The 26,011-nt window shown below is 64.4% G+C and carries 26 protein-coding genes; 12 read left to right on the top strand and 14 right to left on the bottom strand.

The features are described 5' to 3' along the window. Positions 1-23: 23 nt before the first annotated feature. Together AC1DU8_RS01840 and AC1DU8_RS01835 are read right to left on the bottom strand one after the other, a co-directional pair. The gene (locus AC1DU8_RS01840; protein ID WP_477726379.1) at positions 24-1,304 is read right to left on the bottom strand and encodes an alpha-hydroxy acid oxidase; all 1,281 of its coding nucleotides are present in this window, start codon (positions 1,302-1,304) and stop codon (positions 24-26) included. Positions 1,305-1,311: 7 nt separating this feature from the next. Next, positions 1,312-2,283, bottom strand: coding sequence for a Bug family tripartite tricarboxylate transporter substrate binding protein (locus AC1DU8_RS01835; protein WP_477726378.1), 972 nt, complete (start codon positions 2,281-2,283; stop codon positions 1,312-1,314). Between the two features lie 106 nt (positions 2,284-2,389). Between AC1DU8_RS01835 and AC1DU8_RS01830 the strand changes: the two genes are divergently transcribed. Further along, positions 2,390-3,190, top strand: coding sequence for an IclR family transcriptional regulator (locus AC1DU8_RS01830; protein ID WP_477727025.1), 801 nt, complete (start codon positions 2,390-2,392; stop codon positions 3,188-3,190). Between the two features lie 90 nt (positions 3,191-3,280). Here AC1DU8_RS01830 and AC1DU8_RS01825 read toward each other — a convergent pair whose 3' ends face one another. Both AC1DU8_RS01825 and AC1DU8_RS01820 read right to left on the bottom strand, forming a co-directional pair. Continuing rightward, entirely contained in the window at positions 3,281-4,066 is a 786-nt protein-coding gene (locus AC1DU8_RS01825; RefSeq protein WP_477726377.1) for a crotonase/enoyl-CoA hydratase family protein, read from the bottom strand. Continuing rightward, positions 4,060-4,353 carry a DUF2917 domain-containing protein gene (locus AC1DU8_RS01820; RefSeq protein WP_477689559.1) on the bottom strand — a complete coding sequence of 98 codons (294 nt, stop codon included), beginning with the start codon at positions 4,351-4,353 and terminating at the stop codon, positions 4,060-4,062. The genes AC1DU8_RS01825 and AC1DU8_RS01820 overlap by 7 nt, the downstream gene beginning before the upstream one ends. A 95-nt stretch (positions 4,354-4,448) precedes the next feature. On the opposite strand from AC1DU8_RS01820, the gene AC1DU8_RS01815 reads away from it, so the two are divergent. Then, positions 4,449-5,372, top strand: coding sequence for a LysR substrate-binding domain-containing protein (locus AC1DU8_RS01815; protein WP_477726376.1), 924 nt, complete (start codon positions 4,449-4,451; stop codon positions 5,370-5,372). Here the strand turns inward: AC1DU8_RS01815 and AC1DU8_RS01810 are convergent. Continuing rightward, entirely contained in the window at positions 5,369-6,328 is a 960-nt protein-coding gene (locus AC1DU8_RS01810; RefSeq protein ID WP_457281326.1) for a pyridoxamine 5'-phosphate oxidase family protein, read from the bottom strand. The two genes, AC1DU8_RS01815 and AC1DU8_RS01810, sit on opposite strands and share 4 nt — an antisense overlap. After that, a complete protein-coding gene (locus AC1DU8_RS01805) occupies positions 6,325-6,978 on the bottom strand; it encodes a glutathione S-transferase family protein (protein WP_477647537.1) in 654 nt (217 codons plus the stop codon). Before AC1DU8_RS01805 ends, AC1DU8_RS01810 begins: the two co-directional genes overlap by 4 nt. 140 nt (positions 6,979-7,118) lie before the next feature. Between AC1DU8_RS01805 and AC1DU8_RS01800 the strand changes: the two genes are divergently transcribed. Both AC1DU8_RS01800 and gorA read left to right on the top strand, forming a co-directional pair. Beyond that, complete coding sequence (locus AC1DU8_RS01800) at positions 7,119-8,009, top strand: LysR family transcriptional regulator (RefSeq protein WP_477666504.1); 891 nt, start codon at positions 7,119-7,121, stop codon at positions 8,007-8,009. 60 nt (positions 8,010-8,069) lie between these two features. Beyond that, positions 8,070-9,437 (top strand): glutathione-disulfide reductase, encoded by a 1,368-nt coding sequence (gene gorA / locus AC1DU8_RS01795; protein WP_457281329.1) that lies wholly within the window; start codon positions 8,070-8,072, stop codon positions 9,435-9,437. A gap of 127 nt (positions 9,438-9,564) precedes the next feature. On the opposite strand, the gene AC1DU8_RS01790 is transcribed toward gorA, so the two are convergent. From AC1DU8_RS01790 to AC1DU8_RS01780, 3 genes are read right to left on the bottom strand one after another with little or no spacing between them, the layout of a single operon-like run. Continuing rightward, positions 9,565-11,193: an alpha/beta hydrolase family protein gene (locus AC1DU8_RS01790; protein ID WP_477666503.1), complete on the bottom strand. Its 1,629-nt coding sequence runs from the start codon at positions 11,191-11,193 to the stop codon at positions 9,565-9,567. 54 nt (positions 11,194-11,247) lie between these two features. Beyond that, positions 11,248-12,246: an FHA domain-containing protein gene (locus tag AC1DU8_RS01785; protein ID WP_457281331.1), complete on the bottom strand. Its 999-nt coding sequence runs from the start codon at positions 12,244-12,246 to the stop codon at positions 11,248-11,250. Then, entirely contained in the window at positions 12,243-13,601 is a 1,359-nt protein-coding gene (locus tag AC1DU8_RS01780) for a S1 family peptidase (RefSeq protein ID WP_457281332.1), read from the bottom strand. Before AC1DU8_RS01780 ends, AC1DU8_RS01785 begins: the two co-directional genes overlap by 4 nt. Before the next feature lie 116 nt (positions 13,602-13,717). Here AC1DU8_RS01780 and AC1DU8_RS01775 point away from each other — a divergent pair, with 116 nt between their 5' ends. Together AC1DU8_RS01775 and ddpX are read left to right on the top strand one after the other, a co-directional pair. Next, positions 13,718-15,217 carry an AMP nucleosidase gene (locus AC1DU8_RS01775; RefSeq protein WP_457281652.1) on the top strand — a complete coding sequence of 500 codons (1,500 nt, stop codon included), beginning with the start codon at positions 13,718-13,720 and terminating at the stop codon, positions 15,215-15,217. 85 nt (positions 15,218-15,302) lie between these two features. Next, positions 15,303-15,899, top strand: coding sequence for a D-alanyl-D-alanine dipeptidase (ddpX, locus tag AC1DU8_RS01770; protein ID WP_457281333.1), 597 nt, complete (start codon positions 15,303-15,305; stop codon positions 15,897-15,899). On the opposite strand, the gene AC1DU8_RS01765 is transcribed toward ddpX, so the two are convergent. Continuing rightward, entirely contained in the window at positions 15,886-16,995 is a 1,110-nt protein-coding gene (locus AC1DU8_RS01765; RefSeq protein ID WP_457281334.1) for a mechanosensitive ion channel family protein, read from the bottom strand. The two genes, ddpX and AC1DU8_RS01765, sit on opposite strands and share 14 nt — an antisense overlap. Positions 16,996-17,362: 367 nt before the next feature. Here AC1DU8_RS01765 and AC1DU8_RS01760 point away from each other — a divergent pair, with 367 nt between their 5' ends. Then, on the top strand, positions 17,363-18,178 hold the full coding sequence (locus tag AC1DU8_RS01760) for a siderophore-interacting protein (protein ID WP_477666500.1): 816 nt from the start codon (positions 17,363-17,365) through the stop codon (positions 18,176-18,178). Positions 18,179-18,406: 228 nt separating this feature from the next. On the opposite strand, the gene AC1DU8_RS01755 is transcribed toward AC1DU8_RS01760, so the two are convergent. The 3 genes from AC1DU8_RS01755 to pcaH form a co-directional block, all read right to left on the bottom strand. After that, entirely contained in the window at positions 18,407-18,790 is a 384-nt protein-coding gene (locus tag AC1DU8_RS01755) for a VOC family protein (RefSeq protein ID WP_477666499.1), read from the bottom strand. Positions 18,791-19,013: 223 nt separating this feature from the next. Further along, positions 19,014-19,619 (bottom strand): protocatechuate 3,4-dioxygenase subunit alpha, encoded by a 606-nt coding sequence (pcaG, locus tag AC1DU8_RS01750; protein WP_477666498.1) that lies wholly within the window; start codon positions 19,617-19,619, stop codon positions 19,014-19,016. 19 nt (positions 19,620-19,638) lie between these two features. Next, on the bottom strand, positions 19,639-20,352 hold the full coding sequence (pcaH, locus tag AC1DU8_RS01745) for a protocatechuate 3,4-dioxygenase subunit beta (RefSeq protein WP_477666497.1): 714 nt from the start codon (positions 20,350-20,352) through the stop codon (positions 19,639-19,641). A 140-nt stretch (positions 20,353-20,492) separates the two neighbouring features. Here pcaH and pcaQ point away from each other — a divergent pair, with 140 nt between their 5' ends. Next, positions 20,493-21,449 carry a pca operon transcription factor PcaQ gene (gene pcaQ / locus AC1DU8_RS01740; RefSeq protein ID WP_477666496.1) on the top strand — a complete coding sequence of 319 codons (957 nt, stop codon included), beginning with the start codon at positions 20,493-20,495 and terminating at the stop codon, positions 21,447-21,449. On the opposite strand, the gene AC1DU8_RS01735 is transcribed toward pcaQ, so the two are convergent. Next, positions 21,446-22,375 (bottom strand): class I SAM-dependent methyltransferase, encoded by a 930-nt coding sequence (locus AC1DU8_RS01735; protein ID WP_477726375.1) that lies wholly within the window; start codon positions 22,373-22,375, stop codon positions 21,446-21,448. The genes pcaQ and AC1DU8_RS01735 overlap by 4 nt on opposite strands. A 125-nt stretch (positions 22,376-22,500) precedes the next feature. Between AC1DU8_RS01735 and AC1DU8_RS01730 the strand changes: the two genes are divergently transcribed. From AC1DU8_RS01730 to AC1DU8_RS01715, 4 genes are all read left to right on the top strand, one after another. Then, positions 22,501-22,959: a MarR family winged helix-turn-helix transcriptional regulator gene (locus tag AC1DU8_RS01730; RefSeq protein ID WP_477726374.1), complete on the top strand. Its 459-nt coding sequence runs from the start codon at positions 22,501-22,503 to the stop codon at positions 22,957-22,959. Between the two features lie 67 nt (positions 22,960-23,026). Then, entirely contained in the window at positions 23,027-23,443 is a 417-nt protein-coding gene (locus tag AC1DU8_RS01725) for an organic hydroperoxide resistance protein (RefSeq protein WP_477647553.1), read from the top strand. Positions 23,444-23,599: 156 nt separating this feature from the next. Further along, positions 23,600-24,703: a DUF2855 family protein gene (locus tag AC1DU8_RS01720; protein ID WP_477666493.1), complete on the top strand. Its 1,104-nt coding sequence runs from the start codon at positions 23,600-23,602 to the stop codon at positions 24,701-24,703. A gap of 146 nt (positions 24,704-24,849) precedes the next feature. After that, on the top strand, positions 24,850-25,923 hold the full coding sequence (locus AC1DU8_RS01715) for a serine/threonine protein kinase (protein WP_477726373.1): 1,074 nt from the start codon (positions 24,850-24,852) through the stop codon (positions 25,921-25,923). Positions 25,924-26,011 lie beyond the last annotated feature (88 nt).

Below are 26,011 nucleotides of genomic sequence, written 5' to 3'. Positions count from 1 at the left end.
CCCCCATTATCGGTGCCGGGCCTTCAGCGGCCTGAACCAGACTGCATTTGCAGCCCATGGCCACCATCCCTCGCGAGTGCCAGCTCGCGCAACTGTGCACCGTGTACTTCCGAAATGGAGGTCAGACCGAGCAGGCCCAGATCACGCCGGACTTCGTCGGCCAGGATGCGGATTGCATGGCGCACGCCCTCTTCGCCGGCGACGGCGGCCGCATAGTTGAACGGGCGGCCGACAAACACGAACCTGGCGCCAAGTGCGAGCGCCTTCAGGACGTCCGTCCCGCGCCGGATGCCGCTGTCCATCATGACCGGGAAGTCGGCGCCAACCGCCCGGACAACCTCGGGCAGTACGCGCAGCGGCGAGACCGTGCCATCGAGCTGGCGGCCGCCGTGGTTCGACACGATCAGACCGTCGGCGCCCATGTCCCGCACCTTGCGTGCGTCCTCGTGGTTCATGATGCCCTTGACCACCAGGGTGCGCTTCCACTTGCGGCGGATGAGGGCCAGGTGCTCCCAATCCAGGTGGTCCTTGGCACCGAAGTCACGTGCCACCCGCGACGAGAGGATCGGAGCGCCACGGGTCGCGTACGAGTTCTCGAAGTGCGGCATCCCGTGGGTAACGAGCGTCCGCAGGAAGGTGCCGATCGTCCAGCGCGGGTGGGTGAGCCCCTCCCACGCCAGGTGCAAGCCCGGTCGCAGGGGCGTGGAAAAGCCTGCACGGATGTTGTTCTCGCGGTTGGCGAGCACAGCGGTGTCGACCGTCAGCACGAGCGTCTTGACGCCCGCACGGTCAACGCGGTCGATCAACGCCTCGATCTTGGCGGTCTCGCCCGGCAGGTAAGCCTGGAACCACGTCTCCGGGGCCGCGGCCATCACCTCTTCCAGCGGGATGAGTGAGGAGCCGCTCATGATCATCGGCACGCCCTCGGCCGCCGCTGCGCGGGCCTGCACGAGGTCGCCGCGATACGCACTGAGCGCACTGATGCCCATCGGCGCGATGCCGAACGGTGATGCGTAGCGCCTCCCCAGAAGATCGACCGCCTGGCTGCGGCCGGACACGTTGCGCAGCACTCGCGTGATGAAACCGAACTCCGAGAACGCTGCGCGGTTATCGTGCAGCGACGCCGAGTCTTCTGCTCCGCCGGCGATGTATTCAAAGAGCGGGCGCGGCAGGTGGCGCCGGGCGCCTGTTTCGAAATCCTGCAACGACAGGAATTTTCGCAAGCTCGGTACCGCGACGGGACGTGCTCCCGGTGACAGGCGCGTCACCCTCGGCACGGCCTCGGAAGAGGCGAATTGCGACATATGGAGATCAGTTCACCTGGATGTTTGCTTCGCGGATCACCTTGTCCCAAAGTCCGGTCTCCTTGCGGATCATGTCGGTGAGCTCGGCCGCGTCCGCAAGCTCGATGTCGACCCCCTGTTCTTCGAAACGCCTGGCCACCCCAGGGTCGAGCGACGCCTTCTTCATCGCCGCATAGAGGCGCGCGACGACGGGCGCCGGCGTTCCGTTGGGCGCGAAGATGGCATTCCAGCTCTTGTAGCCGAAGCCGCGAACGGTGTTCGAAATCAAGGGGATCCCCTTCAGAGGTGCTGCGGCGCTGGGGGCGGTGAGGCCGATGACGCGCAGCGAGCCGTTCTGGGCCATGCCGGTGAACGAAGGCATGGTTCCGAACATCGCATGGATCTGGCCGGAGACAAGGTCCGTGGTCGCCGCCGAAGCCCCGCGGTACGGCACGTGCTTGATGTCGATCTGCGCGGCGCGCGCGAACAGTTCCGTGCCGAGGTGAGCCAATCCCCCGACGCCGGCAGAGCCGAAGTTCAGTTGGCCCGGATGTGCCCTGGCATACGCAACCAGCTCCGCGATCGTCTTGAACGGCATCTTCGCCGTCACCACCAGCACGTGTGGTGCCGTGGCGATCATCCCCACCGGCGTGAGCTGGGTCAGGATGTCCACACGCGGCTTCTGCAGCAGGGGTTGTGCCGTGATGTTGCCGGAGGCGGCGAAGAGCAGCGTATGGCCATCGGCCTTCGAGCCTGTCACCTTCTGCATGGCAGGCACGCCGGCGCCGCCGCCGGCGTTCTCGATGATGAAAGGCTGTCCCAGGGCGGCGCTCATGGCCTGGGCCAGATCGCGGCCGAGGACGTCCGTCGCGCCACCGGCGGCGAATGGAATCACCATCCTGGTCGAAACCGAAGAGGCGCCCTGCGCCCGGGCGCCGAACGCGGCGATTGCAGCCGCCGAAGCAAGGAAGCTACGGCGCCTGGCGTGCATGTTTGTCATGGAACGTGTCTCCTGGATCAAGGAGCGCATGATCCGAACAAAGATACAGGATAGGCAATGCGTTACGCCTGACGTAACGGTGCGCGGGCTTGAATACAATCCGGCCATGCCGCAAGAGTCCAGATTCAAGCCGCCGCATGCGACGCCGAAGCGACTTCTCGCGGACGGGCCGGTGGGAACCTCGACGCGTCCAGGCGACGAGAACGTCACGGCCGTGGCGCGTGCGCTGGCTATCCTCACTGCCTTCGAAGGCGACGAGCTCTTTCTCCCGCTGGCGGAGCTCGCACGCCGTACCAGCATGCACAAACCCACGGTGCTGCGGCTTGCGCGCACGCTCGCTGCAGCCAGATTCCTCGTCAGGCGCGAAGACGGTGCGTGGCGGCTCGGCCCTGCAGTAGGCTGGATGGGCTCCCGCTACCAGGCGCAGTTCGACCTCGACTCCGCCATCGAACCCATCCTTCGCCAGCTTGGTACGGCCACGGGAGAAAGCGCCTCGTTCTTCGTCTTCGAAGGCAACCTGCGCAGCTGCCTGATGCGTTGCGAGGGAACGGCAGGTGTTCAGAGCCAAATTCGCTCTGGCGAGGTTTTTCCCCTGGACCGCGGATCCGCCGGCCGGGTGATTCTGGCCGCCCTGGGCGAACCGGGCAATCTGAATGAGCGCATCCGTCGATGCGGTTTCCACATCACCCGCGGCGAGCGGAACTCGAAAATCGCGAGCGTCTCCGCGGCCGTGCGCGGACGCCATGGCGCCGTGCTGGGCTCTGTCAGCACGGCGGGCCCGGTGGAACGACTGACGGGTGCGGTACTCGCGCGTTACGCGCCCGCCACGGTTCTGGCGGCGAAGCAGCTCGGGCAAGCGCTCGGCGCCATGCCTTCCACGGCGCTGCGGGCAACTTGGCATCCGTGATCTGCGTCGCAAACGACGCGAAATGTCACCCGGGCGCACCTGATGTGATGTGATGCACTATCCTGTGCGGCCTGCGAAAAAATGCAGTCGTCACCGATGAAGGAATACCGGTTGCCGCTTCTCCACAAACGCTGCCGTTCCCTCTCGTGCGTCTGGGGAAGCCGCTGCGATCATGAACTGCGCGGCCTCTATGGCCAGGCCCTCGTCGATGGAAACATTCAGGCCCCGCGTCACCGCGCGTAGCGAGGCCGTCACCGCCACTGCGGAGTTTTCGGCGATGCGGTCGGCCATTCGCAGGCACGCCGGAAGCAGGTCATGGGCCGGCACCACATGGTTGATGAGGCCTATCAACAGGGCTTCCTCGGCACTGATGGCGTCGCCGGTCAGGATCATTTCGTTGGCGCGCTTGCGGCCGATGTGGCGGGGCAGGCGCTGCGTGCCGCCAAAGGGCGGCGGAAAGCCCAGCCGGATTTCGGGTTTGGCAAAGCTGGCATGTTCCGCCGCGATGGCCAGGCTGCAGGCTTCCATGGTTTCGCAACCGCCGCCGAAGGCGATGCCGTTGACGGCCGCGATGATGGGTTTGGGATAGTTTTCGATGCGCCGCGTCATGGCCTGGCCGCGCATCACGAAGTTGCGCCACGCTGCCTCGGGCGAGGAGGCGATGTCCGGCGCAAAGCCCGCAATGTCGGCGCCCGCGCTGAAAGCCTTGTCGCCCTGCCCCGTCAACACCAGGCAGCGCACACTGTCGTCGCGCTCCAGGGCGTTCAGCCTGTCCATGAGCTCATCGATCAGGGCGTAGTTCAGTGCGTTCAGTTTCTCGGGCCGATTCAGGGTCAGTATCACGTGTTGGCCGCGGCGCTCAGTTTCTATCAGCATGGTGTCTCCTCAGGTTTTCGGGCAATAGCGTCGGGGGATACGAATGACAACACACCGCAACCGCGCGGGGCACCCACAAAATAAGTCGCGGCTTGCGGCGTGACAAAGGACTGGCCGTTCTCCAGCACCACGTCGCTGTCCCGGCGTCCAGCCAGCGCATCGCTGGTGATCCAGAGGCAACCCCCAGTGCAGGCCAAAACCTGGCCGCGCGGCAAGCGCAAGGGTTTGGGGATGGGCCCGAGCTTCAGCGGAGTCTGTGGAGTTTGTAGGGTTTGCAGGGCATGCATGGCGGACTCCTTGAAAAGTGTGGTTTGATTCTTCAACGGAGCCGGCCCGCGTGGCCGGATGGTTTGTCATACGGGGTATTCCAATCATTCATGCCATGCTGAGCAGCCCTTCCACCAGCGCATTGCGCGCCATGTCGCTCGATGCCATCCGCGGTTTTGAATCCGCGGCACGGCACCTGAGCTTTACGGCGGCGGCCGAAGAGCTTTGCATCACGCAGTCGGCCGTGAGCAAGCAAGTGAAAAGCCTGGAAGATGCGCTGGGCACGACGCTGTTCCTGCGTGGCGGCAAGGGCCTGAGCCTGACGCCGCAAGGCCGTGAGCTTTATGAGACGGCCCGCGCCGCGCTGGCGCAGCTGGCCTCGGCCGTGGACCGCCTGCTGGCGGTGGACAGGGTCTCTGTGGCTGTCACCACCACGCCCTCTTTCGCCGCGCTGTGGCTGGCGCCCAAACTCGCCAGGTTCCAGTTGCTGGAGCCCGCCATCGATGTGCGCGTCGACGCCACGGAAGCGCGCGTCAACCTGGAGCGCGAAGGCATGGATCTGGCCGTGCGGCTCTACCCTGTGCTGCCGGGCGGCGAAGACCCGCCACCCCTGCTGCAGGAGCAGGCCCTGCTGGTGGCGGCGCCGGCCGTCGCGACGCGCATTCGTAACGCCGCCGACATCACGGCCACACCGCTACTGGTCTATTACGACCCGGCCACGCGTTTCCCCTGGATGTCGTGGCCGGACTGGTACGAGCGCCTGGGCTTGAAACAATCGGCGCAGCAGCCCTGCCTCTATTTTTCGCAGTACGAGCATGTGCTGACCGCTGCCTTGCAGGACGCCGGCATTGCCATAGGGCGCACGCCGCTGGTGCTGCCGCTGCTGCGCAGCGGCCAGCTCACAGTTGTCTTGCCCGGCGAGACGGTGCCGGGTTTGGGCTACCGCATCGTGACTTCTGCCCATAGCACTGAGCGGCCGGCCGTGCAGAAGTTTCGCGCGTGGCTGGAGCGCGAACTCGCGCTCGAAGCCATAGGCTAAGCCCAGGCGCCGGTAGCTTCCAGCACCGGGGAGAGTTCCGCCTCGCCCCAGCGCAGCGGCAAGGAAGATTCCACCAACCGCATGGACTGCACCTTGAAACGCATCAGGCGCTGCGCGCCGGTGAAGGACTGCACCTCGGGCCCGTCCCAGATGATGTCGGCCGTGACGGCCAGGTACAGCAGGTCGCCGTTGTCGAAATCAATGAACAGCAAGCCGGCACGCGGGTTCACTACCAGGTTGCCCAAGGTGTTGAAGAAGTAGTTGCCGACGAAGTCCGGCACGGTCAGGGTGCCGTCGGCCTCCACGCGCACAAAGCCGGGCTTGCCGCCGCGGTGCGACACGTCCACGCCGCCGGCGCGGCCGGCTTGCTCACCGTTGCCCTCATAGGCTGTGGCGATGAACAGCGTGTCCGCCTGTTCAATCATGCGGCGCGCCGCGTCATTGAGCTGCGCCGACGCGTGCACCACCGGCCCGGCTGCGGGCGCGGGACGGTCCGCATAGACAGGCTCGCGCGCCTGGATGTATTTGGGGCAGTTGCCGAAACTCTGGCTCAGCTCCACAGCGAAGCCCGAGGCACTCACGCCGCGAACGATGCCGTTCATGCGGTTACGCCTGCGCGTGTGCGGCTCTATGCCCAGCAGGCCTATCGCGGCGCCGTCTGCCAGCGTGCCTTGCAGGGGATCACCTGCGAGCGGCTGCGTGCGCACCACCAGGTGATGCGCATCGGGCGAGTGGATAAAACCCGGCGGCTGGGCCAGCACCGAGGCCCAGGGCTGGCCGCTCGCGTCCACCGTGCCGGCAACCACAAAAGGCAGTTGCTCAAAAAACTCACGGTGCTGGTCGGGCATGAAGTCGCGAATCACGCGCGGGCCGATTTCCGCCATGCGCGCGCGCACGGCCGCGCCCACGCGCGCTTGCGCAGCGCGCTCGCCTTCGTGGAAAGTGGCGGTGCTCATGCGGCCAGCCCTATCGGCGTCCTGACCATGGGCACAAAGCGCGGCAAGGCCTCTATGCGGGCCAGCCAGGCGCGTATGCGCGGGTAGGCTTCCAGCGAGACCTTGCCCTCCGGCGCATGGGCCGAATAACTGTAGTTGGCGATGTCGGCCAGTGTGGGGGTGCTGCCCGCGAGAAAAGCCGACTGGCCCAGCTGCTGCTCCATCACCGCGAACAGGGCATGCGCGCGCTCAATGGCTTCCGGACTTTCCGGCCGCTTGAACAGCTGGATGACGCGCGCGGCGGCCGGGCCGGAGGCGAGCTGCCCCGCAGCGACCGACAACCAGCGCTGCACCGCCGCAGCGGCCAACGGGTCGCGCGGCAGCCATTGCTCGGCATCCGGCGCGTAGCGTGCGTTGAGGTAGACCAGGATGGCGTTGGAATCGGCCAGCGTGACTTCACCGTCCTGGATCACCGGCACCTGGCCGAAGGCGTTCATGGCCAGGAAGGCCGGCGTCTTGTGCCCTTTGGTGGCCAGGTCGATCTCGATGCGCTCGAAGGGCAGGCCCAGCAGCGAGAGAAACAGCTCCACCCGGTGTGAATGGCCGGAGATGGCGACGCGGTACAGGCGTATGGGTTGTGCGGGCTGGGCTTTGGCGGCGGGTGTGCTCATGGCGGGGCTTTCGGCAGGTTGAAAAATCTTGCTCTCGGGAGAGGATTCTGTTTGAACCGTTATCTTGAATAAATGGCTCTGATGATATTTAACTAATCCATTAAGTGGATGAATCCCCGCAACAGGCGTAGCATGTCGCCATGGACAAACTCCGGGCCATGCAGGCCTTTATTCACATTGCCGAACAAGGCAGCCTTACGGCCGCGGCCCAGGTCATGGAATCTTCGTTACCGGCGATGGTGCGCACGCTCGCCGGCTTCGAGGCGCAGCTGGGCGTGCGCCTCTTCAACCGCACGACGCGCCGCATCTCACTGACCGAGGAAGGCCGGCGCCACCTGGAGAGCTGCCGGCAGGTGCTGGCCACACTCGCGGACGCAGAAGCGGCACTGACGGCCGACGCGGCCGAACCCGCCGGACACCTGACCATTACCGCGCCCATGCTGTTCGGCCAGATGCATGTGGCGCCCGCCGTCACGCGCTTTGTGCAGCACCACGACAAGATGCGCTGCTCCATGGTGCTGCTGGACCGCGTGGTGAATCTGCTGGAAGAAGGCATCGACGTCGGTATTCGCATCGGCGAGCCTGAAGACTCCAGCCTGGTGGCGCAGAAGGTGGGCACCATCCGCCGCCTGGTGGTGGCCAGCCCGGCCTGGGTTCGCCGCCACGGCGTACCAAAACACCCCAAGGACCTGCTCAAGGCCAACTGCGTGCGACTGACGGACCATTCCCCCACATGGGGTCCGTTCATAGACCAGGGCCGACCGCTTCGGCTTGCCGTCAGTGGTAATCTGGAGTTCAACCAGATCGCACCGGCTGTGGCGGCCTGCGCGGCGGGTGTGGGATTCGGTTCTTTTTTGTCTTACCAGGTGGCGCCGTTTTTAAAAACCAAACAATTGCGCACCGTGCTGGAGGGTTTCGAGCCGCCGCCCCGGCCCATCAACATTGTTTACCCGCACGCCCGGCTGCTGCCCATGCGCACGCGAGTGTTCATTGAGTGGATGAAAAAAGAGCTCCGGGAATTCCAGTCTTGAGAGCCGGCATCAAGGCACCCGAAAAAGCAACGTCAGCAGACACCAGAACAAGGACAGCGAATGCAGACTTTTGATTTTGACCTTTTCGTGATCGGCGGCGGCAGCGGCGGTGTGCGCGCCGCGCGCATGTCGGCCCAGCGCGGCGCCCGTGTGGGACTGGCCGAATTCGCTGCGATGGGCGGCACCTGCGTGAACGTGGGCTGCATTCCCAAAAAGCTCTACAGCTATGCGGCCCACTACGGCGACAGCTTTGAAGAGTCGCGCGGCTTCGGCTGGACCGGCGAGGCGCCGGTGTTTGACTGGGACACGCTCAAGGCCAACCGTGTCCGCGAGATTTCGCGGCTCAACGGCATTTATGTGCAGCTGCTTGAAAGCGCCGGCGTGCAGATCATCACCGGCTGGGCACGGCTGCTTGACGAGCACACCGTCGAGGTCGACGACAAAAAGTTCACGGCCAAAAACATCCTGATCTCCACAGGCGGTACCGCCACAGTGCCTGCCGTGCCGGGACGCGAACATGTGGTGACCTCGGACCACATGTTTGACCTCAACCCCTTCCCGAAGCGCCTGCTGGTGGTGGGCGGCGGCTACATCGCTTGCGAATTCGCCTCGATCTTCAATGGGCTGGGCTCACAGGTCACCCAGGTGCATCGTCGCGACATGCTGCTGACCGGCTTTGACGATGATGTGCGGCGCTTCATTGCCGCCGAGATGAGCAAGACCGGCATCACCCTGCAGCTGGGCGCAGAGATCGCCGCTATCGCCAAAACCGCCACAGGCCTGCAGGTGACGCTCAAGGACGGCGGCGGCCTGGAGGTGGACACCGTGCTCTACGCCACGGGCCGGGTTCCCAATGCGAATGGCATCGGGCTTGAAGCTGCCGGTGTGGCCGTCAACGCAGCCGGTGCGATCCAGGTCAATGCGCACTACCAGACCTCGGTGCCGTCCATCTATGCGCTGGGCGATGTGACGGCGCGCATGCAGCTGACACCGGTGGCGTTGGGCGAAGCCATGGTGGTGGTGGACCAGCTCTTCGGGCCGGCCGCCGGCAAAAAGCCGCGCAACATGAGTTATGAGTTTGTGCCGACCGCCGTCTTCACCCATCCCAACATCGGCACGGTTGGCTATTCAGAGGCCGATGCGCGCGCAAAGTTCGGCAAGGTCACGGTGTTCCGCGCCGACTTCAAGGCACTCAAGCACACGCTGAGCGGCAGCACCGAACGCACGCTCATGAAGCTGCTGGTCGAAGACGCCACCGACCGTGTGGTCGGCCTGCACATGGTGGGGCCGGACGCCGGCGAAATCGTGCAGGGTTTTGCCGTGGCCATGAAGGCCGGTGCGACCAAGGCAATATTTGACAGCACCATCGGCATCCACCCCACGGTGGCGGAAGAGTTTGTGACGATGCGCGAGCCGGTCAAGGACTGATTTCAGCGCCCTCCCGGTGCAATCTCAACGCAATGCCCGGCACGCACGTTGGCGGGCCGATGCAGCTGTGTTTCAAGGTCTTTGATGCACGACATCGCCACGAAAAAATGGCAAGACCGCCGAAACTTCAGTTAGCACGCGCCGCCACTCCGATCTCGCTCAAATACTCTTTGAGGGCGGTGCGCCATAAAGCAGGTTTGTGATAAATATGATGTCCGTCACCCTCGATCGGGGGCTGAAGCAGCAAGCGTCCCTTGCCCCCTGCCGCCTGAAACGCTTCGTAGGAAGCGCGTATGGTGTTGGCGGTATAGCGGCTGTCGTTTTCCGCGAAGACCCAGAGCGTGGGAACGCGCGTGGTTTTTCCGAACTCCGCGAACCCATCCACCATCATCCGGTTGAGGTGGCCGGGGCCGCTGCCGATTTTTCTTATATCGTTTCGCCCGCCTGAAAAATCGATGGTCCCGATGAGCCCCGTCGGGCTCTGGCTGGCGAGGTACATCGAGAGGTAGCCTCCGGCCGACTGGCCCGAGAGGATGAGCCGGCTGGCATCAAGCTCCGGGCGGGTCTTGAGCCAGACCAATGCGGGCAAGACGTCTTCGGACTGTACACGCGCCTTGTAAGTGGCGTCGCCGTCCTCATGGGAAAAGTTTTTCGGATAAGTGCCTTCAGACATGCCCACGCCACGGCGTGCGGGCATCAGCACGGCCACGCCCATTTGCAGAAACTCGCGCGCAACCACCATATCGCGGAACCGTTCCTTGTCGCGATTGAATACGATATCCCCGTGACTGAATACCGTAACCGGATAAGGGCCCCCGCCAAAACGACGGACCTCGGGTAACAGCAAAGTGGCTTCCAGCCGGTTGGTGCCGAAGGTGCCGGGCACCTGGTAAGTGATGACTTCCTCTCGCCAGGCAATGGGCGGGCTGGCATAGCCGATAACAGGGGCCGGTTCCTGCCCCTCAAGCCAGCCGGCGACGGCCTTGGCCACAATGGCCTCCTGCCCCTGCAGCACGTGCTGGCTACCACGCCCGCAATCATCCTTGCCGTCCTGCTGCTCGTAACCTACCTGGACAAAAGTAAAACGGCTGCGCTGGGCCAGGATTTGCGCCTCCGGAAAAGGTGCACTGTCGCATTGAGCGCCAGGCGCGTGCAGCATCAGTACGGGCTTGCGCAAGGCGCTCCAGTCGCTGGTGCGGTTGTTCTTCAATACGCTGGAGGCCACGACGATCTTCCCGAATCCTTCCAGGTCGTCGGCGATGTCCAGCAGCGGAGCCACCAGGGAAAAGCCGGCCAGATGAACCTGCGCTCCGGGAAACGACTGCTGCGCCTGCTTGAGCGCCGCGGCAAGGTCTTGCCGCACCTCCCGGCGCGGCCTGGCGTTGAGGTTACGGCGTTCGGCATCGCTGGGCGGGTCCACGTACACCAGGGCCACACCCTGGGCCTGCAGCTGAACCGCCCCACGCACCCAGGGCCCGCCGAGGGTTAACGCGGCAGGGCCGTTGGCAACCTTGAGTTGGGGTACACCGCCGGGTTGCGGGTAGACCAGCACGTGCCTGACCGGCTGGTTGCCCCCAACCGCATCGCCGTAAAGGGCAATGGCCAGCGTGACACTCTGTCCGGTTGGCGATACACGGGTGGACAAAGTCTGCACGGTCCAGTCCTGGGCCTTCGACTGCAAAGCGCCGCCCAGCAGCAGCACAGCCAATGCAAAACGAATGCAGGCGGAAAGCACCATCAGATGACGTGATTGCATTTCCCGGGCTCCACCTCGACTTTGAACTTGCATGAAACAGGCCGGAGGCTTTGCCTAGTCCGCGTCCGGATCTTCAGGCGTATCCGAATCCGGCTCGCGGTCTTTCAGGCGTTCGTCGAGGCGCTGGCGGATGGTGCCGGCCTCTCCGAGAAACTGCACCAGGGGCACAGCCGGCGCCATGCGCAGGGACGGCGGGTAGAGGGTGGACATGTAGAGCTTGTTGGACAGGCGCTTGTTCTGCAGCCAGTTGGTGCCCAGCATGGCCACAATGCCCAGCACGGTCACGCCGGCCACCAGCCCCGCCAGTCCACGGCGGCGCTGCGGGACGATGACCGACAGGTGCACATAGATGGCCGCAGCCGCCCCCAATAGCAGCAGCGGCGTTTCAAAGCGCGCCAGGCTTTCGAGCGAGAACATGAAAGCCAGCAGGCCGGCCAGCGTGGCCGCCAGCTGTATCGCCACGGAACTGGTGCAGGCAATGCGGACATGGCGCCAGAACTGCAGATGGCCGGTAAATAGCTTGGTGGCGAGAGCCCACAGGCCCGCCCACACGGTGATCGCCATGGCCACCATCGCCATGAGGCCGGGCAATTGCCGCGCCAGCTGGGAAGGCTCGGTCAGGGTCAGCCACGATTGCCCCACCACCAGGGTCAGCATGGCGGCCAATGCCAGCAAAGTCCAGCCGGTCGTGCGCCACGGAAAGTGCGGCAGCCGCTCTTCAGCGGCCACCGGCGCTTCCGCCAGGCGCAGCCCCAGCTTCAGCCGGCCCAGGGTCAGGGCCTCGCCGGCAGGCCAGCTGAACTGCGTGCCCTGGCCATGCAGCGTCCGGTTCAGCGCGACACCGTTGACCGTGTCCAGCACCTGCACCATCACTTCGCCTTCCGGCGTGCGGTCTATGCGCAGGTGTTCAGCGGCCACATGGCCGTCATCCAATACCAGGTCGGCGGTGAGTGCACGGCCCACGGTAACGGGCCAGTGCCGCACGTCAAGGCGGCCCACCAGTGCGCCATTGCGGTCGGTGGCCTGCAGCAGGGCGAGATTGCCGGCGCTCATGGTGCGGCCTCCCATTTAAAACCGCCCAGGTAATGCGCCACCAGCTTGAGGCCGTTGTCAAAACTTACGCCCTGCGCGTCCATGCGTCCCTGCACACCGCGTGTGGACTGGTTGACGGACATCGTCAGCACCGACACGTCATACAGACCCGGCAGCTTGCGGTAGGCACTCATGCACACCACGGCGCGCATGGGCATGCCGCCCGTTTCGACGAAGCGTTCAGAGCACTCGGCCGCCGTGGCCTTGCGTGAACCCCGGGTGGAGAAGTACTCATTACCGAAGCTTTGCGAATACATGACGGCAAAACGCAGAGGGCCCAGCTTGGGCGCGTTGTAGGCTTCGTAGCGCAGGCGGATGTAGCCGGTGTTGAAATCGCCCGCGAACACGTGGCTGTCAATCTGGCAGTCGGTGCGCTCCAGGTCAAAGGCCTTGAAGTCGGGCTCGCGCCCGCGGCCCCAGCAGCGGGCCAGGGAATCTTCGGGCACGGGCACGCTGTAGCCACCGTGCTTTTGCGCCGTGAGCGGCACCGCGGTGAATTTTTGCGTCAGCAGTGCCTGGTGCTCGCCCAGCTGGCGCGCCACCTCGGCATGCGCCGGCTTGGTAATGGGCTTGGCCGAAGCGGCCTTTGCCAACAATGCCTGGGCGAATTCGGCAGGGATCAGAAAGCTCAGCAGGTCGCCGTCCAGCCGCTTGGATACGTTGATACCGACCACCTGGCCGGCATCGTCCAGCGCCGGGCCGCCGCTCATGCCGGGGTTGAGCGCGCCGCCGAAAAAGATACGCGGGTAAAAGCTGCGCTGCACGAGGCCGTTGTAGGTGCCTTCCGTGACCGCAAAACCGATGTCCAGCGGATTGCCCAGTGAATAAATGCGTTCGCCGCGCGCCAGGGGCCTGTCCGCCCCGCGAAAAGCCAGCTGCGGCATTCCCGTTGCCGGCGTCTTCACGCGCAGCAGCGCCAGGTCGTTGCGCACGTCAAAGGCGAGCAATTCAACCTCGGCCTCCTTGCCGTCCACCGGCACGTAGACGCCGCGGTAGCGCTCGGGCTCCAGCGCCAGCTGGCTGGCCACATGGAAGTTGGTAATGATGAGCCCGTTGGCCGAGACAAAAAAGCCCGAGCCCACACTGGCCTGGGTGTTGGAGTTACGCAGCAGGGTGCGGATCTGCACCAGTTTGTCGCGCGTGGTTTCATAGGCGCGCTGGGCGTCACGGGAGATCTGCGCCGGTGCGGCGGCAGCAGGCGCCTGCGGGGCACGGCCCGGTGCCGGGGCCTGCGCCTGGGCCACCTGCAGGCACAGGGTACCGAGCAAGACTGCCGCCAGCGTGCGCAGGTGCCCCGAAAGGTTGTGGTGTTTCATCAGGGCATTCTAGGGTGTGCCGCGGCACTTGCCGCACAATGATGTGCATGCCCTGCGGTGCTACGCTTTGCGAAAACCACCTGATGGACCTTCACCATAAAAACAAGGCTTTTTTCATGCCCTATCTGCCGCCTTTCATAGCCCCGACCCGCTACAGCGACCCGGCCGCCGCACTGGCACAGGTTCGCGCCATTTATGACCAGCAGATTGCCCACCTGCGCGATGCAATGCAGCGCTATGTGGCCGGCGAGACCCTGCCCGGCCATGTGCGCGCCTGCTACCCTTTCGTGCGCATCCACACCGACACCGTGGCCCGGGCCATCCTGGAGACGCCCGACATTTCGCAGTTGAGCTTTGGCTTTGTGGCCGGTCCCGGCCGCTTTGAAACCACACTGACCCGGCCCGACCTCTACGGCAACTATTACCTTGAACAATTCCGCCTGCTGATGCAGAACCACGATGTGGAGCTGGAAATAGGCACCAGCACGCAGCCCATCCCCATCCATTTTTCGTTTGCGGAAAACGACCATATTGAAGGCAGCATGGATGCAGCGCGCCGCATGCTGATGCGCGACGTGTTCGACCTGCCCGACCTGGCCGCCATGGACGACGGCATTGCCAACGGCACCTACGAACCCCTGCCCGGCGAGCCGCAGCCGCTGTCGCTGTTCACCGCGGCGCGCGTCGACTATTCGCTGCAGCGCCTGCGCCACTACACCGGCACTTCGCCGCACTGGTTCCAGAACTTCGTGCTGTTCACCAACTACCAGTTCTACATCGACGAGTTCGTGCGCCTGGGCCATGAAGCCATGGCCGACCCGGACAGCGAGTACACCGCCTTCATCGAGCCCGGCAACGTGGTGACCCGGCGCGCCGGCCTGCCCGCCGAGGCCGGCGACGAGCTTGGCGTGCAGCCGCCCCGCCTGCCGCAAATGCCGGGCTACCACCTGCTGCGCGCCGACCGCACCGGCATCACCATGGTCAACATCGGCGTGGGCCCGGCGAACGCCAAGAACATCACCGACCACATCGCCGTGCTGCGCCCGCACGCATGGATCATGCTGGGCCACTGCGCCGGCCTGCGCAACAGCCAGCAGCTGGGCGACTATGTGCTGGCGCACGGCTATGTGCGCGAAGACCATGTGCTGGACGAAGAGCTGCCGCTGTGGGTGCCGATCCCGGCGCTGGCCGAAATCCAGGTCGCACTGGAAAAAGCCGTGGCCGACGTGACCCACGCCGTCGGCCCCGACCTCAAGCGCATCATGCGCACCGGCACCGTGGCCTCCACCGACAACCGCAACTGGGAGCTGCTGCCCGGCAACCAGCCGCAGCGCCGCTTCAGCCAGAGCCGCGCCGTGGCGCTGGACATGGAAAGCGCGACGATTGCCGCCAACGGCTTTCGCTTTCGCGTGCCCTACGGCACCCTGCTGTGCGTGAGCGACAAGCCGCTGCACGGCGAGATCAAGCTGCCCGGCATGGCCAACCATTTCTACCGCGAGCGCGTCGACCAGCACCTGCGCATCGGCATCCGTGCCATCGAGCTACTGCGCGCCGAAGGCATCACGCAGCTGCACAGCCGCAAGCTGCGCAGCTTTTCGGAAGTCGCGTTCCAGTAGGTCCGTCAGTTGCTATACTTTTGGTAGCTGCTTGCGCACGACCCTATTGGCCTGCAGCCTTATTTTTTATAAATATCACCCGCCCATGGAAAATCTTTCACCGCTCGTTCCTGTCACAGAAGCCAGTCATGGCGTGGTGATCGACCTGATCTACGCAAGCACCAACAACTTCACCGGCCAGGTGATTTATGACAGCCCGCTGTGCTTCTTGCATCCGCAGGCAGACGCCGGCCTGCGCAAAGCCATAGCGGCCGCAAAAGACATGGGCTTTCAGCTCAAGATTTTCGACGCCTTCAGGCCGCAGGAAGCGCAGGAGGCACTTTGGGCCGTGGCGCCCAACCCCGCCTACATCGCCGATCCGGCCAAGGGCTCCAACCACACACGGGGCGTGGCGCTTGATGTCACGCTGCTGGCGCACGACGGGCAGGAGCTGGACATGGGCACGCCGGTCGACACCATGACGCACGGGTCCCATCACTTTCACACGGCACACCCTGTGGCCGTCCAGGTCAACCGCATGCGGCTGCTCACGGTCATGCTGGAAGCAGGCTTTGTGCACCACCCCAACGAATGGTGGCACTACCAGTTGCCGGACGCCAAAGGCTTTCCGCTGATCGACAGCCATGCCTTCATGCGCTGCGTGGGCGAGGGCCAGCAGCCCGCCCGGCTCAGGGCCGCCTGAGCTCGCCGGCCGGGCCGGCCACCGGCAGTTCCGCCGGCTGCCGCGACTCGGCCGACTCCGTACGCACCAGCGGCAAATGCTGCGGGTATTCGCGCTGCATGAAATCCACCAACGCCTCGCGCACCTTGCAGCGCAAGTCCCAGTTCAGGCTGGAGTTGGCGGACGTCACCAGCACCCGCAGCTGCATGCTGCGCTCGCCTGATTCCACCACCTGCAGCAGGCACAGCCGCTTGTCCCACTCGGGCGCCTCCTCGCAGGCGCGCCGCGCCGCGTCGCGTAACGGGGCCAGGGGCATGCGGTAATCAACCCAGATGAACACGGTGCCGATGATCTGGGCGCCGGTGCGCGTCCAGTTCTGGAACGGGTTTTCAATGAACCACTGCAACGGAACGATCAGGCGCCGCTCGTCCCAGATTTTCAGCACCACATAAGTGCCGGTGATCTCCTCCACCCGGCCCCATTCGCCCTGCACGATCAGCACGTCGTCCAGGCGGATGGGCTGCGCCAGCGCCAGCTGCAGGCCGGCAATCAGGTTGCTGAACACGGGCCGGGCCGCGATACCGATCACCAGCCCCGCCACACCCGCCGAAGCCAGCAGGCTGGCCCCGAACTGGCGGGCGCCGGGAAAGGTCATCAGCATCAGGGCCAGCCCGGTCAGCAGTACGATGAACATGGCGGTGCGCGCCAGCATGCGGGTCTGCGTATGGATGCGGCGGGCATTGAGGTTGTCCTCCACGTCAACCGGGTGCAGGCCGATCACGCCCAGCGCAGCCCCGCGCGCCGCGCGCATGCCCGCCCAGGTCAGGGCGGCGAGCAGCAACAGGCCATTGGCATGGCGCACTCCGTTGATCAGCGGAAAGGTATCCGGCGCGCCGTGCCACACGGCCTGCAGGGCAATCAGGGGCAACAGCACCTGCACCGGAGAGCGGCATTGTTCGGCAACCCGGGCCATCACAGGCATGGAACGCGTCAGCCGCAGGACAACGACAGCACCTATGGTGTGCGCCACCAGCGCCAGAACGATGCTGATGCCGGCCGCCAGCAGCACGTGCAGCGAAGAGTCGTCCGCCCAGGAAAGAAGTTCTGCGAAGTTCATTCAGTGGCCCCCTCGTTCACCCTTCAGCTCTCCGACGGCCCTGCACGACTTTGGGTGGCGCGGGGAAAGCGGAGGTTCCGATGGTGGTCATACGCTGGAGATGAAGTGGCAAATGGAAACGGGGGACGGAAAACGGGGAATGGGGTAACGCCGGGGGCCGGAGGCCTTGGGGCATGGGTAACAGCTCACGCCCGAGCTTTTTACTTTGCCCGTCCTTACTCTACTGCAGCAGAGTTGCGCCTCAAGTAGGACGCGTGCCAGTCTTTCCCCTGCAAACCATCAGTCCATTGCAATCAGATGATAATTATTCTCAATTAGAGTTTTAACCTGTGGGCCGCAGCATGCGCCGCCCTCCCTGAAAGACACCATGTCCACAACACCCTCAGCAGCCGTCCCTTCTCCCGACGCCGCGCCGCGCAAGCGCCGGCCGCCGCGCCATGTGCAGGTCACCCGCGTGCAAACCTTGAGCCCGCTGATGCGCCGCATCACGCTGCAAGGCGCTGAGCTGGAAGGCTTTGAGGTGGCCGACCCGGCCTGCTACATGAAACTGATTTTTCCTGAGCCAGGTCAGACCGAGCCCGAGCGCCCACTGCCCGATGGGCCGCGGCCGAAGTCCATGCGCACTTACACGCCGCTGGCAGTGCGCAACGATGTGCACGAGGTCGATGTGGATTTTGTGCTGCACGGCGACGGCCCTGCCTCCACCTGGGCTGCGCAGGCTCAACCGGGCCAGGTGCTGTATTTGATGGGCCCCGGCCCTGGCTACAAAGTTCAGCTGGATGCGCCTGCGCATTTCCTGATCGGTGACGACAGTGCCTTGCCCGCGTTTGAAACCATTCTGGCCGCCCTACCCGCCACGGCGCAGGCGCGCGTGCTGGTCGAAGTGGTGGATGCGGCGGAAGAACGCGCGCTGCACAGTGCTGCCAAAGTAGAAGCGCACTGGACCGCACGCGGCAGTGACAACACGCAGGCTGGCCAGGCACTGGAAGCCGCGTTGCGCAAAGCCGGCGCGCCCGCACCCGGCACGCGCATTTACCTGGCCTGCGAGGCCGCGGCCATGCGCCGCATTCGCAAGTTGCTGATTGAAGAGCTGGGCATGGAGCGTGGACACATCGTGGGCCGCGGTTACTGGAAGCTGGGCACCGTCAATCACCCGGATCACGATTACGGGGAGGGTGACTGAGCCCCCACGGTCGCTCACTTCGTGTAGCTCCCTGCCCCCCAAGGGGGCCGCCCGCCTGCGGTCTGGCAAAGCCAGTCCCGCGGCTCATGCTGGGTTAAGAATTCAGGAGCGTAACAGGGGCGAAGTTATTTACCAGCGGGGGCCGAGGGTCCGGCTTCGCCGGCCCCAGGCGCCGCCCCCTTGAGGGGGGAACAGGCTACACGCAGTGAGCCTGGACGGGGGTGGATCTCATCCACGCGCATAACTCACCGTGAGCATCTCCCACTGGTGCCCTTCGGGCTCATTCCAGTAGATGCCCTTGCCGCCAAGGTATGTGCTGACCTGCATGTCCATGGGGCCGCGAACCGAGCTGCGGTATTGGATTCCTGCCGCCTGGATGCGCCCCAGGATCGCATCGAATTCCTGCTCGCTCACGCGAAAGCAGAAATGCTCGACGGGAAAGTCTTCGTCGGTGTCGATGAAGTCCAGCGTCAAGCCGTCGTTGATGTAGACGGCTGAAAAAGGCCCTATCGTGGTTTCAGCCCACCGCACGCCGAGCAGCTCTGCCAAAAACCTGGCCGAAGCCACCTTGTCTCGCGCCGATACGATGAAGTGGTCCAGATGAATGGTCATGGCAGGCCTCTTGATGGTGATGGCCTGTTTTATAGCGTGTGCGGGCCGCGCCTGTACACCAGCGTGCGTAACAACCTTCATGGCGGCGTTGCCGCCATGGCCGCATGGCTGTAGCCTTACGGGCAGTTCTTATAAGAAAAATGGCTGCAGACCAATAGGGACGAGCGCAACCAGCTATCCAATTAATAGCAACTGAGACCGGCCGCACAACCCCGGTCCACACTCACAGGTCGAAGAACACCGTCTCCTTGCCGGCCGCGCTGTCCTGCATGCGGATGTCGAATCGGTAAACCGGTCCGGCGCCCGTCATGTCGCGCCGGGCGATCAGCGTGTTGCGCCGTTCGGCCGGCACGCTGGCCAGCACCGCGTCTTTGCCGTTCACTTCCGCCTCATCATCAAAGTAGATGCGCGTGAAGGTATGCACCAGCAGGCCGCGCATGGTGACGCAGACGTTGATGAACGGTGCTTGCCCCGCCACAGCGCCGGGCTTGACGGTGAAGAATTCGTAATGGCTTTGCGGCAGGGTGCCGGTGCCGCAGCGGCCAAAGCCGGTGAAGCCGCGCGCTTCGGCGTCGGCCACCGAGGTAATGGGCAGGCCGCTGCCGTCGGGCTGCGCGATCTCGACCATCGCGTCCATCACGGCATTGCCGGCGCCGTCAAACACCTGGCCGGTGATACGGATGTGCTCGCCCTTGGCATTCGGCTGGGCCAGCACGGGCGTGAACAGGCTTTTGAGGTCGTAGCCGTATTGCGTAGGTGTGAGGCCATAGGCAAAGAAGGGGCCGACGGTTTGCGAAGGGGTTTGTTTAAGTGGGCTTGTAGTCGTCATGGCGTTGTCTTCCTGCCGCTTATTCAAAACGCGTGGCTTTGGGGCCGCGCAGCACGATGTCGAACACATAACCGAGCGCGTAGTCGGGCTGGGTCACGTCGAGACTGAATTTCGAGACCATCAGGTCGCGCACGCTTTCGGGCGCGCCCATGTACATGGGGTCGTAGCCGAGCAGCGGGTCGCCGGGGAAATACATCTGCGTCACCAGGCGGCTGGCGAAGTAATCACCAAACAGCGAGAAGTGAATATGCTGCGGCCGCCAGGCGTTGGGGTGGTTGCCCCAGGGGTAGGCACCGGGCTTGATGGTCTTGAAGCTGTAGCGGCCTTCGTTGTCGGTCATGCAGCGGCCGGCACCCAGGAAGTTCGGGTCCAGCGGCGCGTCGTGCTGGTCGACCTTGTGCACGTAGCGGCCCGCCGCATTGGCTTGCCAGACTTCCACCAGCGTGTTGCGCACGGGGCGGCCGTCTTCGTCCAGCACGCGGCCGGTGACGATGATGCGTTCACCCAGCGGGTCGCCATTCATGACGGCGTTTTTGGTCAGGTCGCTGTCCAGCGGGCCGAACTGCCCGGCGCCATAGACGGGCGCATTGAGCTGCGCCAGCGCCTGCTTGATGGGCACCAGCGGCTGCTTGGGGCCGCGCAGCAAGGTGGATTTGTAGCCGGGATAAATATGGGGCGAATGGCTGGTCCAGTCGCGTGGGGCCAGAAAACTGTTGTTCAGGTCGGGTTTCATCGATGTCTCCAATGGGTTGCATGCGCTGGCGCCCTGGTCGCGGCGCGCTTTTCTACGCTGCCGCGACTTTAATCGGCCTCAATGGTTATGTATATTGACATTTTCTCGACTTATCCATAACCAAATGGTCAAATTGGAGCATGGTCGATGAACGCATCAAATACCGGCACCTGCAGTGCTTTCTGGCGGTGGCGCAGCATGGCAGCCTGCAAAAGGCGGCCGACGTGCTCGCCATCACGCAGCCCGCCGTATCCAAAACCCTGAAAGAACTTGAGGGCCTGCTGGCGGTGCGATTGTTTGAGCGCGGGCGCAAGGGCGCCGTGCCCACGCGCGAGGGCGAAGCCTTTTTGCGGCATGCCGGCGCCAGCGTGAGCGCGCTGCGCGAAGCTGTCGCCAGCGTTGCGCAGACGCGGCGGCAGGGCAGCGCGGTGATTGCCATCGGTGTGCTGCCGACGGTGGCACCGTGGCTGATGCCCTTGCTGCTGGCGCGGCAAGAGGCCCAGTCCGGGCCGGATGCGCACACCAGCCTGCGCATCCAGACCGGCGCCAACCCAGAACTGCTGGCCAGCCTGCGCCAGCGCGCGCTGGATTTGGTGATTGGGCGTTTTGCCGAACCGGCCCATATGCTGGGCCTGACGTTTGAGCACCTGTATGCCGACCCACTGGTACTGGCGGTACGCCCCGACCACCCGCTGCTGGCGCAAGCAGGGCGCAAGGCCGATCCGCTGGTCGGCTTGCAGGCCTTCACCACGATCCTGCCCACGCAGGGCACGGCCATACGCCATACCGCCGACGGATTTTTCCTCACACGCGGCCTGCCGCCCCCCGTGCGCCTGGTCGAAACGCTGTCGGTGTCCATCGCACGCGGCTACACGCAGCAAAGCGATGCAGTCTGGCTTTCGCCGCTGGGGGCTGTGCGGCCGGACCTGGACAAGGGCACGCTGGTGCGCCTGCCCGTCAGCATGGCCGGCACCGAAGAGCTGGTGGGGTTGACGCTGCGCGCCGACATGGCGCCCACCGAGGCTCAGCACCAGCTGATCACCACCATCCGGGTGCTGGCGGCAGAGCGCCGCAGCGAAGCGCCGGCCCTGCTCTAGGCTGGCTCGGCCTGCACCGCAAAGCGGGCGGTCAGTTCACCCAGGCCCAACTCTTCAAGCACCTCACGCAAACGCGCTTGGGCGGCACGGGTTTTACCGGCCTGCGGCTGCGCAGGCCGGCTGGCAAGAATGAGCTCGTTCTTCATCGAATGCTCCCAGCCCACGAGCTCGGTCACGGTGACCTGGTAGCCGTTGGCTTCGAGCTGCAGGCAGCGCAGCACATTGGTGATCTGGCTGCCGAATTCACGCGTGTGCAGCGGGTGCCGCCAGAGTTCGGCCAGCGGCGTGCGGGACAGTGACAGGGCACGGCTTTTCTTCAGCACACCGGCCACTTCGGCCTGGCAGCACGGCACCAGCACCATGTGGCGGGCATTTTTGGCCAGCCCGAATGCAATGGCGTCATCGGTGGCGGTGTCGCAGGCATGCAGGGCGGTGACGATGTCCACGGTGGGCGGGAGTTCAGCCGAAGTGGTAGCCTCCTGCACCGACAGATTCAGGAACGACATGCGCGCAAAACCCAGCCGCTGGGCCAGCACGCGTGACTTTTCAACCAGCTCGGCACGCGTTTCAATGCCGTACACATGGCCTGCGGTTTTTTCGCCGCGGTGCGCGACATTAAAGAACAGGTCGTACAGGATGAAGCCCAGGTAGGACTTGCCGGCGCCGTGGTCGGCCAGGCTGAAGGCGGCCTTCTCCGCAGCCACCTCATTGAGCAGGGGCTCGATGAACTGATACAGGTGGTAGACCTGCTTGAGCTTGCGCCGCGTGTCCTGGTTGAGCTTGCCTTCGCGCGTAAGGATGTGCAGCTCCTTGAGCAGCTCAATCGACTGGCCAGGACGAAGTTCTTCGATGACTTGTGCTGCGGGGGCGGGCTTTCCGGAGCCCTTCGAAGGCTTTGCCGCGCGCGCGGTGCTGGGTGTTTGCATGGCCTCAAGTTTAGTGGCGTACCCCCGGTACAGGCGGCCCCGGTGCAAAGCCCCTGGAAGTCGGCATGGAACATCCGGTGACAATTAACTTGCACACAATTCAATTGCTCGCTATAATTCATCCCATGCCCAACAAAACCGACACCGCCAATGCCACTGACGCCATGCTGCAGCTGGACAACCAGCTGTGTTTTGCGCTGTATTCCACCTCTTTGGCCATGACCAAGCTGTACAAGCCCATGCTCGAAGAGATGGGCCTCACGTACCCGCAATACCTCGCGATGCTGGTGTTGTGGGAACAAGACGGCCTGACGGTCTCGGAACTTGGTGAACGGCTTTACCTGGACTCGGGCACGCTGACCCCGCTGCTCAAGCGCATGGAATCCGCCGGGCTGCTTTCACGCATCCGCGCGGTGGAAGACGAGCGCCGCGTTCACATCACGCTGACGGCGGCCGGCCGCAAGCTCAAGGCCAGGGCCGCCAAAATTCCGGGCTGCATCCTGAGCGCCACCCAATGCTCGATTCCCGAGCTGGTGTCGCTGACGCAGCAGGTGCAGTCGTTTCGCAACCGCCTCACCGCCTGATTTCTTTCACCATTTCACTGAATTTTTAACCCGCCCCGATCCGGGGTATTTTCCAAAGGAAGTCACCATGACCACACTCGAAAAAGTTCTCTACACCGCCCACGCCCACACCACCGGCGGCCGTGACGGCAAGTCCAAGACCGACGACGGCCGCCTGGACGTCACGCTGAGCTCGCCCGGCACCGCCGGCACCGGCACCAACCCCGAGCAGTTGTTTGCTGCCGGCTACGCAGCCTGCTTCATCGGCGCGATGAAGGCTGTCGGCGGCATGAAGAAAATCGACGTGCCTGCAGACGTTTCCATCGACTCCAGCGTTGACCTCGGCAAGATCCCGAACGGCTACGGCATCGCCGTGCGCCTGGACATCACCCTGCCCGGCATGGACCGCGCCGCTGCACAAGCGCTGGTGGATGCAGCCCACCAGGTTTGTCCGTACTCCAACGCGACCCGCGGCAATATTGACGTGACCATTACCCTGAAATAAAGCCAGCAGGGGCCGCGGGACTGGCTTTGCCAGACCGCAGGCGCCGCCCCCTCGAGGGGGGAACAGGCTACACGCAGTGAGCCTGGACGGGGGTGGTTGTCACCTACGCGGCCCGCCGGTGTTGAACCGGCGGGCCGTTTCATTTACGGTGTGCGCATGAACACCGCAGCTTCAACCACCTTCCAGGTCCGAAAGGACGCCCTTGCCGAAACCCGCTGGCATACCGATGCGCCTCTGCCGCTCACGCCCGGCCAGGTGCGGCTCGGCATCGAATCATTTGCGCTGACCTCCAACAACATCACCTATGCGGCCTTTGGCGACGCTATGAATTACTGGCAGTTTTTCCCGACCGGGGAAGAGGGCTGGGGCAGCATCCCCGTCTGGGGTTTTGCCGTGGTGGCGGAGTCGCAATGCGAAGGCGTGGCTGTGGGGGAGAAGTTTTACGGCTACTACCCCATGGCCAGCGAGCTGGTGCTGCAGCCGGCGCGCGTGACGCCCGCCGGTTTTTTCGACGGCGCTGCGCACCGGCGGCCCCTGCCGGTCGCCTACAACCAGTACATGCGCTGCAGCGCGGACCCGTTTTATGACGCGGCCACCGAAGATGTGCAGTCGCTGCTGCGCCCGCTGTTCATCACCTCCTTCCTGATTGACGACTTCCTGGCGGACAACGACTTCTTTGGTGCCAATGCCATGCTGCTGTCCAGCGCCTCCAGCAAGACGGCGTATGGCACGGCTTTCCAGCTGGCCAAGCGGCCGGGCATCGAGGTGATCGCCCTCACGTCGCCAGGCAACGTCGCTTTTTGTGAAAGCCTGGGGTGCTACAGCCGTGTGGTGACCTATGACCAGCTCGACGCGATTGGCGCCGACACGGCTTGCGTTTACGTCGACTTCGCGGGCAGCGCCAGCCTGCGCCAGCGCATTCACAGCCGCTTTGGCCAGCTTCGCTACAACTGCTCGATAGGCGGCACGCATGTGGACGACCTGGCCGCCAAAGGCAGCGCCAAGGAGTTGCCCGGCCCCCGGCCCACGCTGTTCTTTGCGCCTTCGCAGGTCAAGAAACGCATCACCGACTGGGGCAAAGAAGGCTTTGGAAAGCAGCTGGTGCGCGCCTGGCGGGATTTCACGCGGCAAGTGACGGGCGCCAAAACGCCTTGGCTCATCGCCCAGCGGCATGCCGGGCAAGTTGCGGTGCAAGCCGCTTACCAGGAAGTGCTGGCCGGCAAGGGAGACCCGCGCACCGGCCACATCCTGCAGCCCTGATTCTTTCCGCCTTCAACGGACAGGCGCTATGGTTTTTATAGCTGTTCGCGCTCGTTTTCATTGGGCCACAGGCCTTTTTCATCCGAGAAACAGGCGATTACAAGCCCCTGCTGGCAGCGCACCATCATCTGCGCCGACAATCAGGCATGACAGAAAAACACAAGGCTGAGGCGCACGCAACGCTGCACGCGTACGAGACATTGACACCCGACGTGGTGCTCGATGCGCTGGCCAGCGTCGGTTTGCTGGGCGACGGCCGCCTGATGGCACTTTCAAGCTACGAGAACCGGGTTTACCAGATTCACCTGGAGAGCCCCGTGGGTGACGCCGACCTGGCGGGCGATGTCGTGGTGGCCAAGTTTTACCGGCCGGACCGCTGGACCGACGAACAGATTGCCGAAGAACACGCCTTTGCCGCCGAGCTGATGGCCGCCGAGATACCGGTGGTGGGCGCGCTGGTACTGGAAGGCCGCACCGTGCACCACTTCAAGGGCTTCAGTTTCAGCGTTTCGCCCAGCCGCGGCGGGCGGAGGCCCGAGCTGGACAACCTGGAAGTGCTGGAGTGGATAGGCCGTTTCCTGGCCCGCATCCACACCGTCGGCAGCGCCAAGCCCTTTGCGCACCGGCCGGCCCTGAACCTGCAAACCTTTGGCTATGCCTCGCGCGACATCCTGCTGGCGGGCAGCGACCATGGTGCCAAAGGTTCCCACGGCTACATCCCGCTGGACATGGAGTCGCGCTGGCGCAAGGCCTTTGATGAAGCCATGCTGGTGGCGCAAACCGTGTTTGAAAGCGTGGGCGACGTGAAAAACCTGCGCCTGCACGGTGACTGCCACCCCGGCAACATTTTGTGGACGCCCGAGGGCCTGCCGCTGGCCGGCCCGCATTTTGTCGACCTGGACGACGCGCGTACGGGGCCGGCGGTGCAGGATTTGTGGATGCTGGTGTCAGGCGACCGCGCGCAGTGCACCCGCCAGCTGGGCGCGCTGGTGGACGGGTATGAGGAGTTTCGCGAATTCGACCGGCGTGAGCTTGCGCTGATCGAGCCGCTGCGCACGCTGCGCCTGGTGCACTACAGCGCCTGGCTGGCGCAGCGCTGGCATGACCCGATCTTCCCGATCAACTTCCCCTGGTTCGGCTCCAGCGACTACTGGAAGAGCCAGGTCGACATGCTGGAAGAGCAAACCGAGGCCATGCAGGATCCGCCGCTGGTGTGCTGAGGGACTGCTGGCTCTCTCCAGGCAGTCAGCCATGTCCATGCTGTCGCTATGAATTTAATAGCTGCTCGCGCACACCCTTAAAGGGCCA

The organism is Polaromonas sp. P3_A5 (genome assembly GCF_056403055.1).
Note: the sequence above shows the minus strand (reverse complement) of the source record. Positions and strands in the feature narration are given on the sequence as shown.

Bases quoted from the DNA above. Each gene is read 5' to 3' on its own strand.
- AC1DU8_RS01735 (WP_477726375.1), bottom strand. From the start codon at position 22,375: ATGCAAACACCCAGCACCGCGCGCGCGGCAAAGCCTTCGAAGGGCTCC.
- AC1DU8_RS01805 (WP_477647537.1), bottom strand. From the start codon at position 6,978: ATGAGCACACCCGCCGCCAAAGCCCAGCCCGCACAACCCATACGCCTG.
- AC1DU8_RS01730 (WP_477726374.1), top strand. From the start codon at position 22,501: ATGCCCAACAAAACCGACACCGCCAATGCCACTGACGCCATGCTGCAG.
- AC1DU8_RS01765 (WP_457281334.1), bottom strand. From the start codon at position 16,995: ATGAACTTCGCAGAACTTCTTTCCTGGGCGGACGACTCTTCGCTGCAC.
- pcaQ (WP_477666496.1), top strand. From the start codon at position 20,493: ATGGTCGATGAACGCATCAAATACCGGCACCTGCAGTGCTTTCTGGCG.
- AC1DU8_RS01725 (WP_477647553.1), top strand. From the start codon at position 23,027: ATGACCACACTCGAAAAAGTTCTCTACACCGCCCACGCCCACACCACC.
- AC1DU8_RS01785 (WP_457281331.1), bottom strand. From the start codon at position 12,246: ATGAGCGCCGGCAATCTCGCCCTGCTGCAGGCCACCGACCGCAATGGC.
- AC1DU8_RS01820 (WP_477689559.1), bottom strand. From the start codon at position 4,353: ATGCATGCCCTGCAAACCCTACAAACTCCACAGACTCCGCTGAAGCTC.
- AC1DU8_RS01780 (WP_457281332.1), bottom strand. From the start codon at position 13,601: ATGAAACACCACAACCTTTCGGGGCACCTGCGCACGCTGGCGGCAGTC.
- AC1DU8_RS01800 (WP_477666504.1), top strand. From the start codon at position 7,119: ATGGACAAACTCCGGGCCATGCAGGCCTTTATTCACATTGCCGAACAA.
- pcaG (WP_477666498.1), bottom strand. From the start codon at position 19,619: ATGACGACTACAAGCCCACTTAAACAAACCCCTTCGCAAACCGTCGGC.
- AC1DU8_RS01760 (WP_477666500.1), top strand. From the start codon at position 17,363: ATGTCCACAACACCCTCAGCAGCCGTCCCTTCTCCCGACGCCGCGCCG.
- AC1DU8_RS01775 (WP_457281652.1), top strand. From the start codon at position 13,718: ATGCCCTATCTGCCGCCTTTCATAGCCCCGACCCGCTACAGCGACCCG.
- pcaH (WP_477666497.1), bottom strand. From the start codon at position 20,352: ATGAAACCCGACCTGAACAACAGTTTTCTGGCCCCACGCGACTGGACC.
- AC1DU8_RS01830 (WP_477727025.1), top strand. From the start codon at position 2,390: ATGCCGCAAGAGTCCAGATTCAAGCCGCCGCATGCGACGCCGAAGCGA.
- AC1DU8_RS01720 (WP_477666493.1), top strand. From the start codon at position 23,600: ATGAACACCGCAGCTTCAACCACCTTCCAGGTCCGAAAGGACGCCCTT.
- AC1DU8_RS01815 (WP_477726376.1), top strand. From the start codon at position 4,449: ATGCTGAGCAGCCCTTCCACCAGCGCATTGCGCGCCATGTCGCTCGAT.
- AC1DU8_RS01835 (WP_477726378.1), bottom strand. From the start codon at position 2,283: ATGACAAACATGCACGCCAGGCGCCGTAGCTTCCTTGCTTCGGCGGCT.
- AC1DU8_RS01840 (WP_477726379.1), bottom strand. From the start codon at position 1,304: ATGTCGCAATTCGCCTCTTCCGAGGCCGTGCCGAGGGTGACGCGCCTG.
- gorA (WP_457281329.1), top strand. From the start codon at position 8,070: ATGCAGACTTTTGATTTTGACCTTTTCGTGATCGGCGGCGGCAGCGGC.
- AC1DU8_RS01810 (WP_457281326.1), bottom strand. From the start codon at position 6,328: ATGAGCACCGCCACTTTCCACGAAGGCGAGCGCGCTGCGCAAGCGCGC.
- AC1DU8_RS01825 (WP_477726377.1), bottom strand. From the start codon at position 4,066: ATGCTGATAGAAACTGAGCGCCGCGGCCAACACGTGATACTGACCCTG.
- AC1DU8_RS01790 (WP_477666503.1), bottom strand. From the start codon at position 11,193: ATGCAATCACGTCATCTGATGGTGCTTTCCGCCTGCATTCGTTTTGCA.
- AC1DU8_RS01755 (WP_477666499.1), bottom strand. From the start codon at position 18,790: ATGACCATTCATCTGGACCACTTCATCGTATCGGCGCGAGACAAGGTG.
- AC1DU8_RS01715 (WP_477726373.1), top strand. From the start codon at position 24,850: ATGACAGAAAAACACAAGGCTGAGGCGCACGCAACGCTGCACGCGTAC.
- ddpX (WP_457281333.1), top strand. From the start codon at position 15,303: ATGGAAAATCTTTCACCGCTCGTTCCTGTCACAGAAGCCAGTCATGGC.